The sequence below is a fragment of the Leptothrix sp. (in: b-proteobacteria) genome (assembly GCF_965250675.1).
Classification (GTDB): Bacteria; Pseudomonadota; Gammaproteobacteria; order Burkholderiales; family Burkholderiaceae_C; genus Sphaerotilus.
Map to the genome: position 1 here is coordinate 44,447 of NZ_CBDFPH010000009.1, position 15,692 is coordinate 60,138.

General features: G+C 68.8%; 16 protein-coding genes. 9 read left to right on the forward strand and 7 right to left on the reverse strand.

All coding sequences use genetic code 11. The annotated features are described in order from the left end of the window. The first annotated feature begins 24 nt into the window (after positions 1-24). Positions 25-351, forward strand: coding sequence for a BON domain-containing protein (locus AC5IG3_RS13550; protein WP_491906829.1), 327 nt, complete (start codon positions 25-27; stop codon positions 349-351). 17 nt (positions 352-368) lie between these two features. Here the strand turns inward: AC5IG3_RS13550 and AC5IG3_RS13555 are convergent, their stop codons facing one another. After that, positions 369-1,460, reverse strand: a complete 1,092-nt coding sequence (locus AC5IG3_RS13555) for an AI-2E family transporter (RefSeq protein WP_491906830.1) — start codon at positions 1,458-1,460, stop codon at positions 369-371. A gap of 169 nt (positions 1,461-1,629) precedes the next feature. On the opposite strand from AC5IG3_RS13555, the gene AC5IG3_RS13560 reads away from it, so the two are divergent. From AC5IG3_RS13560 to AC5IG3_RS13570, 3 genes are all read left to right on the forward strand, one after another. Continuing rightward, positions 1,630-1,875, forward strand: coding sequence for a helix-turn-helix transcriptional regulator (locus AC5IG3_RS13560; protein WP_491906831.1), 246 nt, complete (start codon positions 1,630-1,632; stop codon positions 1,873-1,875). Beyond that, on the forward strand, positions 1,872-3,104 hold the full coding sequence (locus tag AC5IG3_RS13565) for a type II toxin-antitoxin system HipA family toxin (RefSeq protein ID WP_491906832.1): 1,233 nt from the start codon (positions 1,872-1,874) through the stop codon (positions 3,102-3,104). Before AC5IG3_RS13560 ends, AC5IG3_RS13565 begins: the two co-directional genes overlap by 4 nt. Before the next feature lie 84 nt (positions 3,105-3,188). Next, positions 3,189-4,220, forward strand: coding sequence for a glycosyltransferase family 4 protein (locus AC5IG3_RS13570; protein WP_491906833.1), 1,032 nt, complete (start codon positions 3,189-3,191; stop codon positions 4,218-4,220). A gap of 46 nt (positions 4,221-4,266) precedes the next feature. Here AC5IG3_RS13570 and AC5IG3_RS13575 read toward each other — a convergent pair whose 3' ends face one another. Next, the gene (locus AC5IG3_RS13575) at positions 4,267-5,112 is read right to left on the reverse strand and encodes a UDP-2,3-diacylglucosamine diphosphatase (protein WP_491906834.1); all 846 of its coding nucleotides are present in this window, start codon (positions 5,110-5,112) and stop codon (positions 4,267-4,269) included. 118 nt (positions 5,113-5,230) lie between these two features. Between AC5IG3_RS13575 and AC5IG3_RS13580 the strand changes: the two genes are divergently transcribed. Continuing rightward, positions 5,231-6,319, forward strand: coding sequence for a transporter (locus tag AC5IG3_RS13580; protein ID WP_491906835.1), 1,089 nt, complete (start codon positions 5,231-5,233; stop codon positions 6,317-6,319). A gap of 11 nt (positions 6,320-6,330) precedes the next feature. On the opposite strand, the gene AC5IG3_RS13585 is transcribed toward AC5IG3_RS13580, so the two are convergent. After that, on the reverse strand, positions 6,331-7,518 hold the full coding sequence (locus AC5IG3_RS13585) for a multidrug effflux MFS transporter (protein WP_491906836.1): 1,188 nt from the start codon (positions 7,516-7,518) through the stop codon (positions 6,331-6,333). Positions 7,519-7,560: 42 nt separating this feature from the next. Here AC5IG3_RS13585 and AC5IG3_RS13590 point away from each other — a divergent pair, with 42 nt between their 5' ends. Next, complete coding sequence (locus tag AC5IG3_RS13590) at positions 7,561-8,118, forward strand: MarR family winged helix-turn-helix transcriptional regulator (protein ID WP_491906837.1); 558 nt, start codon at positions 7,561-7,563, stop codon at positions 8,116-8,118. Here AC5IG3_RS13590 and AC5IG3_RS13595 read toward each other — a convergent pair. Further along, positions 8,044-9,735: a glycoside hydrolase family 3 protein gene (locus AC5IG3_RS13595; protein WP_491906838.1), complete on the reverse strand. Its 1,692-nt coding sequence runs from the start codon at positions 9,733-9,735 to the stop codon at positions 8,044-8,046. The two genes, AC5IG3_RS13590 and AC5IG3_RS13595, sit on opposite strands and share 75 nt — an antisense overlap. A gap of 72 nt (positions 9,736-9,807) precedes the next feature. On the opposite strand from AC5IG3_RS13595, the gene AC5IG3_RS13600 reads away from it, so the two are divergent. After that, positions 9,808-10,269, forward strand: a complete 462-nt coding sequence (locus tag AC5IG3_RS13600) for a hypothetical protein (RefSeq protein ID WP_491906839.1) — start codon at positions 9,808-9,810, stop codon at positions 10,267-10,269. 200 nt (positions 10,270-10,469) lie between these two features. Beyond that, positions 10,470-11,144 (forward strand): PRC-barrel domain-containing protein, encoded by a 675-nt coding sequence (locus tag AC5IG3_RS13605; protein WP_491906840.1) that lies wholly within the window; start codon positions 10,470-10,472, stop codon positions 11,142-11,144. A gap of 3 nt (positions 11,145-11,147) precedes the next feature. Here AC5IG3_RS13605 and AC5IG3_RS13610 read toward each other — a convergent pair whose 3' ends face one another. Next, complete coding sequence (locus AC5IG3_RS13610) at positions 11,148-11,945, reverse strand: alpha/beta fold hydrolase (RefSeq protein ID WP_491906841.1); 798 nt, start codon at positions 11,943-11,945, stop codon at positions 11,148-11,150. Then, complete coding sequence (locus AC5IG3_RS13615) at positions 11,945-13,021, reverse strand: M14 family zinc carboxypeptidase (protein ID WP_491906842.1); 1,077 nt, start codon at positions 13,019-13,021, stop codon at positions 11,945-11,947. Before AC5IG3_RS13615 ends, AC5IG3_RS13610 begins: the two co-directional genes overlap by 1 nt. 115 nt (positions 13,022-13,136) lie before the next feature. Here AC5IG3_RS13615 and ppx point away from each other — a divergent pair, with 115 nt between their 5' ends. After that, positions 13,137-14,678 carry an exopolyphosphatase gene (ppx, locus tag AC5IG3_RS13620; RefSeq protein ID WP_491906935.1) on the forward strand — a complete coding sequence of 514 codons (1,542 nt, stop codon included), beginning with the start codon at positions 13,137-13,139 and terminating at the stop codon, positions 14,676-14,678. Positions 14,679-14,695: 17 nt separating this feature from the next. Here the strand turns inward: ppx and AC5IG3_RS13625 are convergent, their stop codons facing one another. Further along, positions 14,696-15,685 carry a bile acid:sodium symporter family protein gene (locus AC5IG3_RS13625; protein ID WP_491906843.1) on the reverse strand — a complete coding sequence of 330 codons (990 nt, stop codon included), beginning with the start codon at positions 15,683-15,685 and terminating at the stop codon, positions 14,696-14,698. Positions 15,686-15,692: the final 7 nt, after the last annotated feature.

Sequence of the window (15,692 nt, forward strand, 5' to 3'; positions counted from 1 at the left end):
ACTCAACACCGACAGGAAATCCACATGCAAAACGACCGAACCAACTTCAAGAACCTTGCCGCCGCCATGATCGCCCTGACCCTGATGGCCGCCTCCGGCTGCGCCGTGCAGCGCGGCCAGGAGACCATGGGGGCTTATGTCGATGACACGGCCATCACCACCTCGGTCAAGGCGCGCTTCATCGACAACAAGGAAGTCGACGCGTCGAGCATCAAGGTCGAGACCCTCAACGGCGTCGTGATGCTGTCGGGATTCGCCAAGAGCAGCACCGAGAAGTCCACCGCCGAGAGCATTGCCGCCAAGGTCAGCGGCGTGAAGTCGGTCAAGAACGAGATCACGGTCCGGCCGTAAAGCGCCCTTGCTGCGCCTCAGCTCGGGTCCGGTTTCTGCGCCGGGCCTGAGCGCTCGGTGATGTGGATGTGCCACACGGCCATGAACATGGCCGCAATCGCCGGCCCGATCACGAAGCCGTTGATGCCGAAGACCGCCATGCCGCCCAGCGTGGTGATCATCACCACATAGTCCGGCATGCGGGTGTCCTTGCCCACCAGCACCGGCCGCAGCAGGTTGTCGACCAGCCCGATCACCAGCACGCCGTAAGCGGCCAGCGCCACGCCCTGCCAGACGGCGCCGGTGACGAAGAAATAGGCCGCCACCGGCAGCCACACCAGCCCGGCACCCACCGCCGGCAGCAGGGACAGAAACGCCATCAGCACCGCCCACAGCAGCGCGCCGCCGACGTCGAGCCACCAGAACGCCACCCCCCCGAGCGCCCCCTGGATCACCGCCACCAGCAGGTTGCCCTTGACGGTGGCGCGGATCACGGTGGCGAACTTCTCGCGCAGCTCCTGCATGTGCGGCGGCGCCAGCGGAATGGCGCGCTGCAGGGTGCGCGCCACGCCCTCGCCGTCGCGGATCAGGAAGAACGCCAGGTAGAGCGTGATGAACAGGCTGGCGACAAACTCGAACGTGTTCTGGCCGATGCTCAGCGCCTGGGTGGCGATGAACTGGCTGCCCTGGGCCAGCAGGGCGATCAGGCGGCGCTGCAGGGCGTCGAAGTTGATCAGCCCGAAGCGGTCGAGCAGCGTCGTCAGGCTTGACGGCAGGGCCTCGAACACGCCACGAAAGTACTGCGCCGGGTTGAGCTCACCCGACTGCAGCCGCTGGTAGACGCCGGCCGCCTCGTGCGCCAGCGAGGCCGTCACGAAGGCTAGCGGCAGGATCACGATCACCAGCACGGCCAGCAGCGTCAGCAGTGCCGCCGGCGTGCGCCGCCGGCGCAGCCGGGGCAGCAGCCAGCGGTAGAGCGGCTCGAACAGCAGCGCAATGATCACCCCCCACAGGATCGGGCCGTAGAACGGCAGCAGCACCCAGCCCAGCGCCAGGGTCACCACCATCAGCAGCAGCGCCAGGGCTCTTTTCTCCAGGTAAGCGGATGCGGTTTCATCAGTGCGGTTCATCAGTTCAGCCTCGGGGCAGGCCGGAAGCGGCCCAGCGTGGATCGTATCGGTGCGCTGACGACATGAGCTGCTCCACCGCATCCGGAACGACCTTTGACCTGGGCGCTGACTTGGAGGCTAAAAGTATTGAAATCAATACTTTTAAAATAAATTGTTCTAATATCAATACATGAACATCCTGATCCAATTAGGCACGGCGCTACGCCAAGCGCGCAGCGAACGGGGGCTGAGCCAGGCCGCCCTGGCCGAACAAGCGGGCATTCCTCGGCTGAAGGTCATCCAGGTCGAGGCCGGTGACGAGCGCGTGGCCAGCCGCTATTACGCGCGGATCGCTGCTGCCCTGGGTCAGCGCCTGAGCCTGCAGCCCGCACGTCGCCCGACGCTGGAAGAGCTGCAGCGCGAGCATTCGACGTGAACGCGCTGCACGTCGCCACCCCGACCGGCCTGGCCGGCACGCTGGCCCGCGAGGCGGGCCACTACCAGTTTTCCTATGCAGCGCAGGCAGACGTGCGCAGCGCGGTGTCGTTGACGATGCCGGTGCGCAGGCTGGCTTTCATCAGCCCGTCGCTGCCTCCGATCTTCCAGATGAACCAGCCCGAAGGCTTTCTGCGCGAGCGGCTGCAGCACCTGCTGGCCAAGTCCACCTTGGACGATCCGGCGCTGACGCTGGCCCTGCTGCCCGGGGATGCCGCCATCGGCCGGGTCTTCCTGTCGCGCGAAGGGGAGGCGCCGGCAGCCACAGCCCCTGGCACAGGGGAATCGCTGCAGCACATCCTGCGCTACCGTGGCGCTGAAGGGCTGTTCGACACGCTGCTGGAGCGCTACCTGCTGCGTTCGGGCGTCAGCGGCGTGCAACCCAAGGTGCTGGTGCCTGAACGGGCCGAGCCGGGCGCCGAAGCGACGCCACCCACACCGCCCACGCGGGCCACGGCCGTCACACACGACCTGATCGTCAAGTCCGGGCTGGACGAGTTTCCGGGGCTGGCGATCAACGAGTACGTCTGCATGCAGGCCGTGCGTCGCGCGGGGATCCCGTGCCCGCCGTTCTACCTGTCCGACAACACCCGCCTGTTCGTGATGCGCCGCTTCGACCGGACCGACACGGGTCAGGCGCTGGGCTTCGAGGACATGGCCGTGCTCTGCGCCCTCGACGCCGAGCGCAAGTACAGCGGCTCCTACGAACGCGTGGCCCGGGTGATCGAGGACAACTGCGCCCCGGACCGCATCACGCCCAGCCTGCACCAGCTGTTCGACATGGTGGCCATCTCGTGCATCCTGGGCAACGGCGACGCACACCTGAAGAACTTCGGCCTGCTCTACAGCGACCCGGCAGCAGACGATGCCACCCTGGCGCCCGCCTTCGACATCGTCAACACCACCTGCTACCTGCCCGGTGACGCGCTCGCCTTGACCCTGGAGGGCAACAAATCGCTCTTTGCCGCACGGCTCGGGCTGCTGTCGTTCGGCCGGACCTGCCGCCTCACGCCGCCGCAGATCCGCCGCCGCATCCCCGAGTTGACCGCTGCGGTCCAGGACACGCTGACCGAGCACCGCGACCTGGCCGACGCCGTGCCGGGGCTGGTGGAGAGCCTGTCGCACGGTATCGAGGCCTTCCGGAAGGCGTTTCCCAGCACGGCGAGTTGACGGGCGCGCGGCATCGGCGGCTGACTCTCCCGTGTCATCAAGCCGCCCTATCTTCATGGCGTTTGCACTCCGCAGGAAAACGCCATGAAGATTGCCATCGTCACCGACGCCTGGATGCCGCAGGTCAACGGCGTGGTCCGCACGCTCAAGATGACCTGCCGCGAGCTCGAAGCCCTGGGCCATGAAGTGGCCGTGATCTCGCCGGACGGGTTTCGCAACTTCCCCTGCCCGACCTACCCCGACATCCGCCTGGCGCTGGTGACGCCGGCCATGATGGCGCGCCGGCTGGATGCAATTGCGCCGGACGGCCTGCACATCGCCACCGAAGGCCCGCTCGGCTGGGCCGCGCGCTCGGTGGCGGTGCGCCGGGGCTGGCCCTTCACGACCGCGTATCACAGCCGCTTCCCGGAATACCTGCAGCTGCGCACGCGCCTGCCGGTGGACTGGAGCTACGCGGTGCTGAGGCGCTTCCACAACGCCGGCGGCGCCACGCTGGTGCCCACGCCCAGCATGGCCGACGACCTGCGCGCGCAGGGCTTCACGGTGCCGGCAATGTGGAGCCGGGGCGTCAACCTCGATGTCTTTCACCCGCAGGCGCCGCAGCTCGAACGCAAGGAAGGGCCGGTCTTCCTGTACGTCGGCCGCCTGGCGGTCGAGAAGGACGTGGATGCCTTTCTGCGGTTCGATCTGCCGGGCGAGAAGTGGGTGGCCGGCACCGGCCCGGAAGAGGCACGCCTCAAGCGCAGCTATCCCGGCGTGCGCTGGTTCGGCGTGCTCGACGGCCCGCAGCTGGCCGGCGTCTACCGCAGCGCCGATGTGAAGGTCTTCCCCAGCCGCACCGACACCTTCGGCCTGGTGCTGATCGAGGCCATGGCCTGCGGCACACCGGTGGCCGCGCTGCCGGTGACCGGGCCGATCGATGTGGTGGGCACCTCGCGCCAGGGTGGCGTGCTCGATGACGACCTGCGCGCCGCCTGCCTGGCCGCCCTGCAGCTGGACCGCCGGGGCGTGCGCGAATTCGCCGAGCAGTATTCCTGGGCAGCGGCCACGCGCCAGTTTGCCGAGGCGTTGCAGCCGATCCGGCGTGATGCGTCGGCGGGTTGGGCCGTCGCTTGAATCAGGGGGGCGGAGACAGCCCCCCTTCACGCCCCCTCATGTCCTCTCACGCGGCTTGTGTCACCTCGGCCGCATCGTGACTCAGCAGTGGCACCGTCCGCCGGCTGCGGTTGCGCAGTTCGGCAGCCCAGTCGATGATCTCCAGCCGGCCATCGGCGTGCTCGACCAGCGCGGTCAGGCTCTCGACCCAGTCGCCGTCGTTGGCGTAGGTGATGCCGTCGATCTGGCGCAGCTCGGCGTGGTGGATGTGGCCGCAGATCACGCCGTCCATGCCGCGCTTGCGGGCCTCGCGGGCCACGGCCGCCTCGAAGTCGCCGATGAAGTTGACCGCGCGCTTGACCTTGAGCTTGAGGTAGCGCGACAGCGACCAGTACGGCAGCCCGAGCCGCGCCCGCAGCGAATTCAGGTGGCGGTTGAGCTTGAGCGTGAACTCGTAGGCGTGGTCGCCCAGGTGCGCCAGCCACTTGGCGCACTGCACCACGCCGTCGAACAGGTCGCCGTGCATGACCCAGAACTGGCGGCCGTCGGCGGTGCGGTGAATGCAGTCCTCCACCACCTCGATGCCGCCGAACTGATGGCCCAGGTAGCGGCGCACGAACTCGTCGTGGTTGCCCGGCACGAACACCACGCGCGTGCCCTTGCGGGCGGTGCGCAGCAGCTTCTGCACCACGTCGTTGTGCGCCTGCGGCCAGTACCAGCGCCGGCGCAGCTGCCAGCCGTCGACGATGTCGCCCACCAGATACAGCTGCTCGCACTGCACATGGCGCAGGAAGTCCAGCAGCGCGTCGGCCCGGCAGCCGGGCGTGCCCAGGTGCACATCGGAGATGAACACGCTGCGCACCGACAGGTGAGGAGGGACAGCGGCAATCGGATCGGACACAGGCACATTCATGCGCCCGATCCTGCGTGCCACGCGTGACGTGCGTTTGATGGCCGCGTGACAGTTGCGTGAACGACGCGCGCCTTGGCTTGGGGCAGACTAGGCGACTCCTCCAAACCGGCTTTGCACCTTGAGCAGTTCGATTTCCGACATCCTCGACCCACGCCGCCAGGACACCAAAACCACCGCCACCTATGGCAGCGACGCCGCCGGGCTGATCTGCGGCTACCTGTTCACGCCCGCCACGGGCACGAGTTCAGGCGCCGAGGCCCTGCAGACCACCGCCATCGACACCGTCCGCGCCGCTGCGTGGCTGCAGAACCCGTCGCCAGCCGAGCAAGGCGGCTTCATCTGGCTGCACTTCAACCTGGCGCACAACGCCTCGGAGCGCTGGCTGATCGAGCACGCCGCGCTGCCCGACGCCTTTTTCGACACGCTGCGCGGCGGGCTGCACTCGACCCGCGTCGAGCGGGTCGAGCAGGCGCTGCTGGCGGTGGTCAACGACCTGCAGTTCGACTTCGCCTTCGAGCCGACCGACACCGCCACGCTCTGGATCTGCCTGAACGAACGGCTGGTCGTCACCGGCCGGCGCAAGCCGCTGCGCTCGATCGACCAGCTGCGCATCGCCCTGCGCGAAGGCGAGCCGGTGCGCTCCACCGCCGATCTGCTGGCTCAGCTGCTGCGCCACCAGGCCGATGTGCTGGTGGACCTGGTGCGCCAGGCGACCACGCGGGTCGACGAGGTCGAGGACCGGCTGCTGGCCGAGCGCCTCGACCACAAGCGCGCCCGCCTGGGCGCCATGCGCCGCCTGCTGGTGCGGCTGCAGCGGCTGCTGCTGCCGGAGCCGGCGGCGCTGTTCCGGCTGCTGCAGCACCCACCCGCCTGGATGGATGAGCTGGACGTGCAGGACCTGCGCGACGCGACCGAGGAGTTCTCGGTGGTGCTGCGCGACATGGTGGCGCTGCAGGAACGCATCAAGCTGCTGCAGGAGGAGGTCGCCGCGCAGGTCAACGAGCAGAACGGCCGCAGCCTGTTCGTGCTGACGATCGTGACCGTGCTGGCCCTGCCCATCAACATCATCGCCGGCCTGCTGGGCATGAATGTGGGCGGGATTCCGCTGGCCGAGCACCCGCACGGGTTTCTGGTCATCGTGGGCATCGTGATCAGCTTCACCGTGATCGCCGGCTGGTGGGCCTTCCGCAAGCGCGGCGATGACTGATCACGCGCTGATCACGCGGTCTCCCTGTACCGGGTTCGGCTGGCCCAGGCCCAGCAGGCGGCGCCCGAGGTCATCAGGACCGCCGCACCGGCGGCCAGCTTGAAGGCGCTGTCCATCAGCAGCGGCGCGACGAACGCCGAGATCAGCGCAAAGACCAGCATCTGCACGAAGTTCTGCAGCGAAGACGCCAGGCCGCGCAGGGTCGGGAACAGGCCCATGGTCATCACCGTCATGCCGGGCAACGCAATCGCCAGGCCGAAGGAGTACAGCATGATCGGCAGCACGGCCCAGGGCACCGCTGCAACGAAGTGGGTGGTGTAGGCCAGGTTGAACGCCATGGCGATGGCCGCGATCAGCAAGCCCAGCCACACCGACGACTCGGCCTTGATGCGGTGGGCGAGCCTGGAACTCGCCATCGAACCGGCGACCAGGCCACCGATCAAAGGCATGAACAGCCAGGAAAACGAGGTCTCGGTGAGGTGCAGCACCTGCAGCACAAAACTCGCGGCCGACGCGATGTAGAGCCCGAAACCACCGAAGGCCAGCCCGATGGCCAGGCTGCGCAGCAGGAACTGCGGATGCCGGATCACCGCCAGGTAGTTGCGGGTGATGACCTTGAACTGAAACGGCTGCCGGCCGGCAGGCTCCAGCGTCTCGGTCAGGGAGCGTGCGCACGCCAGCAGCAGCAGCAAGCCGAAACCCGCCATGAAGGCGAAGTTGGCACGCCAGCCGACCAGGACGTGAAGGTAGCCGCCCACGATGGGCGCAATCGCCGGGGCCAGGCCGAAGACCATCATGATGCTGGCCAGCATCTTCTGGGCGGCCGCGCCACCCAGGCGGTCACGGACAACGGCCTGGCTGATGACCCGACCTGCACCGGCCGACAGCCCCTGCAGGCCCCGAAAGGCCAGCAGCCAGCCGAAACTGGGTGCCAGCATCGCCCCGATCGAAGCGCCGGTGAACAGCATCAAGGCCACCAGCATCACCGGCCGGCGCCCGAATGAGTCCGACAGCGTGCCGTAGAACAAGGTCATCACGGCATAGCCGACCAGATAGATGCTCAGCGTCTGCTGCACCAGCGCCTGGCTCACGTCAAATTGCTGGGCCAGGGCGGGGAAGGACGGCAGGTAGGTGTCGGTCGCAAAAGGGCCGATCATGCTCAGGCCGGCCAGCAGCCAGGTCATGGTTCTTGTATTCATGAAAGAGGGCGTCAGCCCAAATAGATGACAATATCTTCCATCATGCGCAAATCAAAAGACAATGTCAATCATTCTCTTGCCTCCAGGGACGAGAACCCGCTGGAGCTGATCCACAAGGTCATGCACCTCTACCGCGCGCAGCAATTCCAGGTGCTGCGCCACGGCCCGCACGACGTCACGCACATGGAAAGCAAGGTGATGGGCTACCTGGGCCACCACCCCGGCGCGACGCAAAGCGATCTGGCGCGCGAGAGTGGCCGCGACAAGGCGCAACTCGCGCGCCTGATCAAGGGCCTGCGGGACCGGGGCCTGCTGGAGGGCGCCGCCGACGAGGCCGACCGCCGCAACGTCCGGCTGAGGCTGACCGCCAGCGGGCAGGCGGTGCTGCAGGTGCTGCAGCAGCAGTCCGCGCACCTGGCCACCCAGGCGGTGGCCGGATTGAAGGCCGCCGAGCAGCAGCAGCTGATCGCGCTGCTGCTGCAGGTGCAGCAGAACCTGACGGCGGCCAAAACGGCGGCGGGTGCCTCAGAACCCGGCGTCGGGCAGGCCGCAGAAGGCGTCGACCGGGCTGACGCCGACAAAGGCCTCGTCGCCGACTAGCTTGCGCACCACCGCCTGCTGCACCGGCGTGGCGGCGGTGTAGGCGTTGATGACGCAAGGCATGCGCGGTGCGTCGTACAGGTAGTAGGGGTGGCCGAACGACACCAGCACGCAAGGCAGTTCGTGCCAGAAGCGCTTCATGGCCACGCGCCAGTCGCCGTGCACGCGCTCCCAGTCGATGTAGATGTGCGAGCGCACCAGCAGCGACTCCTGCGCCAGCAGGTAGAGCACCAGATCGGTGTCGGCCGGGGTGGGCGGCTGCGCCGCGTCGAAGGCGCGCACCTCGAAGCCCTGTGCGGCCAGCAGGCGCGGCACCTCCAGCTCCAGCGGCGCCTGACCGGCAAAGCCCGCCCGCGCCGGATCGGTGACAACGACGATGCGGCGGTGCCGGGCCACGCTGAGCGGCAGCGTCGCGTTGACGTCCTTCACGAGCGTGACGCTGGCACGGGCAACGCGCTGCTCCACGTCCAGATGGGCGGGGCGGCGCACCACCGCGCGGGCCTGCTCCAGCGGCGGCAGGCGCTCGTCGAGCGTCTTGCGGTGCAGGCCCAGCGCGGCCTTGAGGCCGAGCACGCGGGTGACGGCATCCTCGATGCGCGCCTCGGTCAGGCGGCCATCCGACAGCGCGCGCATGACGTGGCCAAAATCGGTCTCGAACGGGCTGGGAAACAGCAGCACGTCGCAGCCGTTGGCAATCACCTCCGGCACGCAGGTGGCGCGGTCCGCCCAGCTCGACAAGCCCGCCATGCCGGTGGCATCCGACACGATCAGGCCGTTGAAGCCCAGTTCACCGCGCAGCAAGTCCAGGTTGAGCAGGCTCGACACACAGGCCGGCCGGCACGCTTCCAGGCCGCTCGCGCCGCGCTGGCGCGCGTAGGCCGGCAAAGCGATGTGGGCGGACATCACCGACATCACGCCCGCGTCGATCAGGCCCTGGTAGAGACGGCCGAAGCGTGCGCGCCAGGCATCCATGTCGAGCGGATTGAGGGTGGTGACCAGATGCTGGTCGCGGTCGTCGAAGCCCTCGCCCGGCCAGTGCTTGGCGGTGGCGGCAATGCCGTGGCGCTGGAAGGTGCGCACGTTGACCAGGGCCTGCGCCAGGATGGCGTCGACGTCGGACCCGTACGAGCGGGTGGCGACGATGGCGCTGCGGAACGCCGCGTTGATGTCGACCACCGGCGTGAAGGTCCAGTTGTAGCCCAGCGCCCGAGCCTCCGCCGCCAGCACCGCCACAGCCTCTTCCGCCAGCGCGGTGGAGCCGGTGGCGGCCAGGCCGAGCTGGTTGGGCAGCTGCGTGCCGAAGGGCAGGCCGATGGCGCCGCCCTCGATGTCGCCGCTGATGAGCAGCGGGATCTCGCTGCGTTCCATCAGGCTGCGCGTGGCGCGCCAGCTGGTGGCCAGGTCGGTGCCGCCAAAGCGCGTCACGCCACCGACGCCGTGCGCGGCCAGCGCCGCCACGGCGGCCTCGTCGTCGCCATGTGCGGGCAGGTTGAACAGCTGCCGCACCTTCTGCTCGGTCGACAGTGTGTTCAGCCAGCCCTCGACCCAGGCGACAGCCTCGTCGTCAAGATGGAACGGCGCCAGTCGCAGGGCGCTGAGTGCAGAGGTGGAAGCCATGGGACAGATCTTTCTGTAGATTGAAGTCACATCAAAACAAATATACTATTTATACGATTTCAAAGGAAAACCATGTCCAAGACCTCTGCCACGCCCGTTGAAACCATCGCCACTGTAGCGGTCACTCCGGTCGCCGTGACGCCCACTCCGGCCGCTCTGCCCAAGGCCAAGGCCGCGCCCGCCGCTCGCAAGCCGCGCAAACCCGCCCCGGCCCAGGTCGCGCCGGTAGCGGCCGTCGCAGCGACGCCGTTGGATGCGCCCAAGGCCAAGCTCGTGCGCGACAGCTTCACGATCCCCGAGCCGGAATACGCGCAGCTGGACGCCCTGAAACGCCGGGCGCTCGGCCTGGCGCATCACGTCAAGAAGAGCGAGTTGCTGCGCGCCGGCATCGCCACCCTGGCCGCCATGAACAACACCGCGCTGCTGGCTGCGCTGCAGGCAGTGCCGTCGATCAAGACCGGCCGCCCCAAGGCTGAAAAGACCGACAAGGTCGAAAAAGCCGCCAAGGCCAAACCGGGCAGCAAGAAGGGCTGAGGTCCTTGGCCGGATGGGTCGGCTTTGATGCGCGACACGTCCGGCCGAAATGGCCATGGGCCTTTGGGGAAATCCTTCCGATCGTTGCGGATCGCCAAGCGGGCCGCAGGTGGGCTGACTAGCCTGTGCGTTGACGAACCGACGGTGTCGGGCGGCGTCGCTACAACCTGAAATCAACCCCGCCGTACAAGGAAATTCCCATGAAAAAGATCCTTTTGATTGCAGCCCTCGTCATCGGTGGAAGCTCGCTGTCCATCGGCACCGCCGGTGCCCAGGTCGCAGGCTCCACCGTCGTGGGCACCGACGCCAGCACACCCGCCCATCTGGCCATGGGCTGGAGCGTCAAGAAGAGCCTCCTCGGCAAGACGGTCTACAACGAGGCCGACCAGAAAGTCGGCAAGGTCGATGACCTGATCATTGCGCCGGACAAGAGCGTGTCCTACGTGATCGTCGGCGCGGGTGGATTCGTGGGCATCGGCCGGCACGACGTGGCCATCCCGGTCAAGCAGATCCAGGAACAGGGCGGCAAGCTGGTCATGGCCGGCGCGACCAGGGAATCCATCAAGTCGATGCCGCGCTTCAACTACGCCAACGACACCCGCATCGGCGACAAGTTCGTGGCCGGCGCCGAACAGGACATTGCCCGGGGCAAGGTCAAGCTCGCCGAACTGGAGCGCAAAGCGGCCGCAGCCGGCAGCGACGCCAAGGCGCGGCTCGACGCGCAGATCGCCACGCTGCAAGCCGACCTGAAAACGGCCGAGGACAAGGTCGCCGCCATGAAGCGCGCCGGCGTCTATCGCTGGAAAGAGTTCGAAGCCGATGTGAGCGCTGCGATGGCGGAGTTGCGCGCCTCAATCGAGAAGGCCACGGGCTGAGCCTCAGGAATCCGCCAGACCGGATGGCCCCTCCAGGCTGACGCACCAGCGCTTCAACTCGGCCAGCACCCACTCCGGCGCATCCAGCGGCAGGTCGTGACCGGCGTCAGGATGCATCGCCAGAGAGGCGCCCCAGCGCCGGGCCAGGTTGAGCGAGCAGGCCGGAGCCACCAGCCGGTCTCCCCGGCTGTTCAGGACCAGCAGTGGCACGGGGGGCGCCTCAGGCGGCGCGCAATAACGCGCAGCGGCCAGCAGCTGGCGCAGCACGTTCAGGCGGCTCACGGGCTGGGCCTGGCGCAACACGGTCCAGCGTCGCACGGTGGCCTCGCGCCGTTCAGGCCGCTGGCTGGTGAGGCGGTAGACCGTGTCTTCCCAGACCGCATCGCGCACCGGCAGCAGCATCAACCGCAGCAGCGCCGGATAGACCGCAGGCCGCAGGCGCTGATGCCACGGGCTGAGCCCGCGCAGGCTGCTGTTGACCAGCACGGCGCTGCGCACTTCTTGCGGCCAGGCGGTGGCCCAGTGGCACGCCACCATGCCGCCCAGCGAGAGCGCGAGCAGGTGCACCGGCCCGGCGAGGCCCGCCGCGCGCAGTTGCCGGCGGGCGTACCGCGCCATGGCGGCCACATCGGTCGGGCTGGGCGTGCCGGCGGCCGTGCCGTTGCCCGGCAGGTCGATGCACAGCACGCGGCGGCCGGTGGCGTGGGCGAGTTGCTGCGGAAAATCCCCCCAGTGCACCGCCGCCCGGCTGAGGCCGCGCAGCAAGACCCAGGGCGCCTTGGGCGCAGCGACGTCCGCCATCACCGCGCACTCCCGGCATACCAGCGCGCCAGCGCCTGTTCGCGGTGCTGCTGGCGGGCCGCGTCACGCGGTACCCAGTGGGTCCAGCTGGCCGCCGCGCGGGTGATGAAGTCCAGCCCGCTCAGGTGGCGGCGCAGCACGCGCTGCTGGCGGTGTGATTGCACCGGGTTGAAGATGCCGCACCGGCTCAACAGCTGGCGCGGGTTTTTCTTGACCCACAGCCACGAGCCCATCTCCAGCGTCAGCGGCAGGAAGGTGCCGGTGCCGCGCTCGCCGGCGCGCTGGTAGAGGTGATCCCACAGGTCGCCGTGCGTCAGGTACTGGCGGCACTGCGGCTCCAGCAGATAGCGGTGATGCAGCAGGCTGCTGTCGAGGATCTGGCCCAGCGCGTGCACCTCCGGCAGATGTTCGATCGGCTGACGGCTGCCAGCCCAGGGAAACCAGAGCCGGTCATTCAGGCCGAAGCCGGAATGGCAGTCGAGCGCCAGCGCGAACGGGCGGCCAAGCAGCTCGCGCTCGACCACCTCGCACAGCGCAGCGCATTCCACCTCCGGCGCCGCGCCGCGCTTGCCGCGGTACCAGGGCAAGGCTGAGCTGATGCGGTGTCCGCCGACCAGCGGCGCGACCCTTTCGCGCGCATCGACCGGCGCGTTGCGCATCAGGTCGACCCCGTTGGGATTGGCGCGCGTGCCCAGCCACATGCCGCCGGGGTTGACCACCGGCACGAACACCAGCCGCACGGCCTCCAGCTGCCGGTGCAGGCTCTCGTCCCACGCCAGCCGCATCACCAGGCTGCGCAAGTACGCCAGCACCACCTGGCTGCCGATGCGCTCCAGCCCGTGCACACCGCCGAAGAACGCCGCCACCGGCGCATCGGGCCGCTCGCTGCCCAGGGTCAGCACCGGCACCGGCAGCTGATGGCCGCCCACCGCCACCTCGCAGAGGGTGCGCGTGCGCAGCCAGGGCTGGCCGAGTTGCGCGAGTTGCCACAGCTCCGTCAACTCCGGCAGGTCGGGCGGTGCGGGGACATCCAGGCCCGCCGGCAGTGCCGCACCCCATTGCCATCGTTTTGTCATATGCGCCGCCTACGCTGTCGGGTTGCTTGCCTCATCCCGTCCTCCCGGATGGGGACGCTGCGCCCTGGCGCATGAAGATCAATTCAATAAACAGTATAAATCGTATTCAATGAACATGAGATTGACGGATGACGCGTGGACCGAGGCCGCCCAGTCCTCGCACGGCGTGCAGTGGCGCGGGGTGCTGGGTGCCATCGACATCGGCTCCAACAGCTTCCGGCTGGAGCTGGCCCAGATCCGCAACGGCCAGTACCAGCGCATTGCCTACCTGAAGGAAACGGTGCGACTGGGCTCGGGCCTGGACACCGCCGGCGTGCTGACCGCCGCCGCCACCGAGCGCGGCCTGGCCTGCCTGCGGCGCTTCCGCCAGCGCCTGGGCGGCCTGCCGGCCGGGCAGCTGCGCGCCGTGGCCACCCAGACGCTGCGCGAGGCCCACAACCGCGACGAGTTCCTGGCGCAGGCCGAGGCCGCGCTCGGCTACCCGATCGAGGTCATCTCGGGGCGCGAGGAAGCGCGGCTGATCTACGCCGGCGTGTCGCAGCTGGAGCCGGCCGACCCGACGCGGCTGGTGATCGACATCGGCGGGCGCTCGACCGAGCTGATCGTCGGCCAGGGCCAGACGCCCCGGCTGGCCGAGTCGTTCCGCATCGGCAGCGTCAGCCTGTCGGAGCGTTATTTCCCTGATGGCGTCTGCACCGAAAAAGCATTCCGCCACGCCCAGATCGCCGCCGAGGCCGAGCTGGAAGAAGCCCTGCAGGCCTTCGGCCGCGAACGCTGGGCCGAGGCGCTCGGCTCGTCGGGCACGGCCGGCGCCGTCAGCCAGCTGCTGGCGGCCAACGGCCGCAGCGACGGCACCATCACCGCCGACGGCCTGCGCTGGTGCGTGCGCCAGTGCCTCAGCGCCGGATCGGTCAAGACGCTGGACCTGCCCGGCCTGCGCGACGAGCGCCGCGCCGTGCTGCCCGGCGGGCTGGCGATCCTGGCCGCGCTGCTGCACCAGTTCAACATCACCGAAATCCGGCCCACCCGCGCCGCGCTGCGCCAGGGCGTGATCTTCGACCTGGCCCAGCGCATTGCCGCCCTGCGTGCCCCCGAGGGCCACGGCTGGCGCGACGAGACCGTGGCCGACCTGCAGCAGCGCTTTCAGGTCGACCTGCTGCAGGCGCAGCGGGTCCAGGCCCTGGCGCTGGCCCTGTTCGACCAGATGGTGCCGCAGCCAGCGCTGGAAGTACGACAGGAACTCGGCTGGGCGGCCGCGCTGCACGAGGTGGGCATGAGCATTTCGCACCACGACCACCACCGCCACAGCGCCTACCTGCTGGCGCACACCGATGCGCCGGGCTTCTCGCAAAGCCAGCAGCGCCGCCTCGCCGATCTGGTGCTGGGCCAGCGCGGCGGGCTGCGCAAGATCGAGCCGCTGCTGGCCGACAGCCAACGCGCCGCCCAGGTGCTTGCGCTGCGCCTGACGGTGCTGTTCTATCACCCGCGCTGCGAGTTGCTGCGCTCCATTCCGCAACTGTCGCTGGACGCCGACCGCGCCCGCCTCCGGCTGGACGCCACCTGGGCCGACGCCAACCCGCGCACCCTGCACCTGCTGCGCGAAGAGGTGCAGGCCTGGGCGCGGGTGGGCGACCTGACGTTGACGCTGGAGTGCTGAGCCCCGCGGGTCTGGGGTTACGGCATGCCCGCCTGCGGCTGGGCCGCGCGCCCGGCCCAGCGCTGCGCCAACACACCACCCACGGCCAGCTGCAGCGGGTGGTAGAGCATCAGCGGCATCAGGATCAGGCCGATCGCCGGGTGGGCACCGAAGATCAGGTGCGCCATCGGCACGCCGGCGGCCAGGGTCTTCTTGGAGCCGCAGAACACGGCGGCCACCCGGTCTTCCACCGACAGGTTCATCAGCCGGGCCGCCATGCGCACGGCCATCAGCACCACGGCAAACAGCAGCACCGCGCCCACCAGCGACTCGACCACTGGCAACACCCCGTAGCGTGACCAGATGCCCTGCTGGACCGAGTCGGCAAACGAGGTGTAGATCAGCAGCAGGATGGTGAGCCGGTCGACGATCTGGATGCCGCTGCGGTGCGCCCGCGCCCAGCCGCCCAGCCGGCCACGCGCCAGCTGACCCACCACCAGCGGCAGCACCACCCACAGCAGCAGGTCGACGATCACCGGCCCGACCGGAAACTGCACGCCGGTGCGGCCCAGCAGCCAGGCCATCCAGGCCGGCGTGATCAGCACGCCGATCAGGCTCGACAGCGTCGCGTTGAACACCGCCACCGGCACGTTGCCACGCGCGGCCACCGTCAGCGCCACCGAAGACGACACGGTCGACGGCAGCGCGCAGAGGTAGAAGAAGCCCAGCTGCAGCTCGGGGCTCATCCAGCCGCGCGTGCCCCACAGGATCAGCACGCCCAGCAGCGGAAACAGCACGAAGGTGCTGAGCTGCACCAGCAGGTGCACGCGCCAGCGCAGCGCGCCATCGCGCATGGCCGCCAGGCTCAGGCCCAGGCCGTTGAGGAAGAACACCAGCGCCACGCCGATCTTGTTGAGCCACTCGGGCTGCAGCACGCCGCCGTGCGCGCCGGGCGCCGGCCAGATGAAGGCCAGCGCCACTACCCCCAGCATGCCGCGCATGAACCAGTCGAACTTGAAGTGCTTCACGGGCCGC

What these genes read in the sequence shown, in the direction of transcription:
- AC5IG3_RS13560 (WP_491906831.1), top strand. Translation starts at nt 1,630, where the DNA reads ATGAACATCCTGATCCAATTAGGCACGGCGCTACGCCAAGCGCGCAGC.
- AC5IG3_RS13600 (WP_491906839.1), top strand. Translation starts at nt 9,808, where the DNA reads ATGTCCAAGACCTCTGCCACGCCCGTTGAAACCATCGCCACTGTAGCG.
- AC5IG3_RS13555 (WP_491906830.1), bottom strand. Translation starts at nt 1,460, where the DNA reads ATGAACCGCACTGATGAAACCGCATCCGCTTACCTGGAGAAAAGAGCC.
- ppx (WP_491906935.1), top strand. Translation starts at nt 13,137, where the DNA reads ATGAGATTGACGGATGACGCGTGGACCGAGGCCGCCCAGTCCTCGCAC.
- AC5IG3_RS13595 (WP_491906838.1), bottom strand. Translation starts at nt 9,735, where the DNA reads ATGGCTTCCACCTCTGCACTCAGCGCCCTGCGACTGGCGCCGTTCCAT.
- AC5IG3_RS13550 (WP_491906829.1), top strand. Translation starts at nt 25, where the DNA reads ATGCAAAACGACCGAACCAACTTCAAGAACCTTGCCGCCGCCATGATC.
- AC5IG3_RS13615 (WP_491906842.1), bottom strand. Translation starts at nt 13,021, where the DNA reads ATGACAAAACGATGGCAATGGGGTGCGGCACTGCCGGCGGGCCTGGAT.
- AC5IG3_RS13610 (WP_491906841.1), bottom strand. Translation starts at nt 11,945, where the DNA reads ATGGCGGACGTCGCTGCGCCCAAGGCGCCCTGGGTCTTGCTGCGCGGC.
- AC5IG3_RS13585 (WP_491906836.1), bottom strand. Translation starts at nt 7,518, where the DNA reads ATGAATACAAGAACCATGACCTGGCTGCTGGCCGGCCTGAGCATGATC.
- AC5IG3_RS13605 (WP_491906840.1), top strand. Translation starts at nt 10,470, where the DNA reads ATGAAAAAGATCCTTTTGATTGCAGCCCTCGTCATCGGTGGAAGCTCG.
- AC5IG3_RS13575 (WP_491906834.1), bottom strand. Translation starts at nt 5,112, where the DNA reads ATGAATGTGCCTGTGTCCGATCCGATTGCCGCTGTCCCTCCTCACCTG.
- AC5IG3_RS13570 (WP_491906833.1), top strand. Translation starts at nt 3,189, where the DNA reads ATGAAGATTGCCATCGTCACCGACGCCTGGATGCCGCAGGTCAACGGC.
- AC5IG3_RS13590 (WP_491906837.1), top strand. Translation starts at nt 7,561, where the DNA reads ATGCGCAAATCAAAAGACAATGTCAATCATTCTCTTGCCTCCAGGGAC.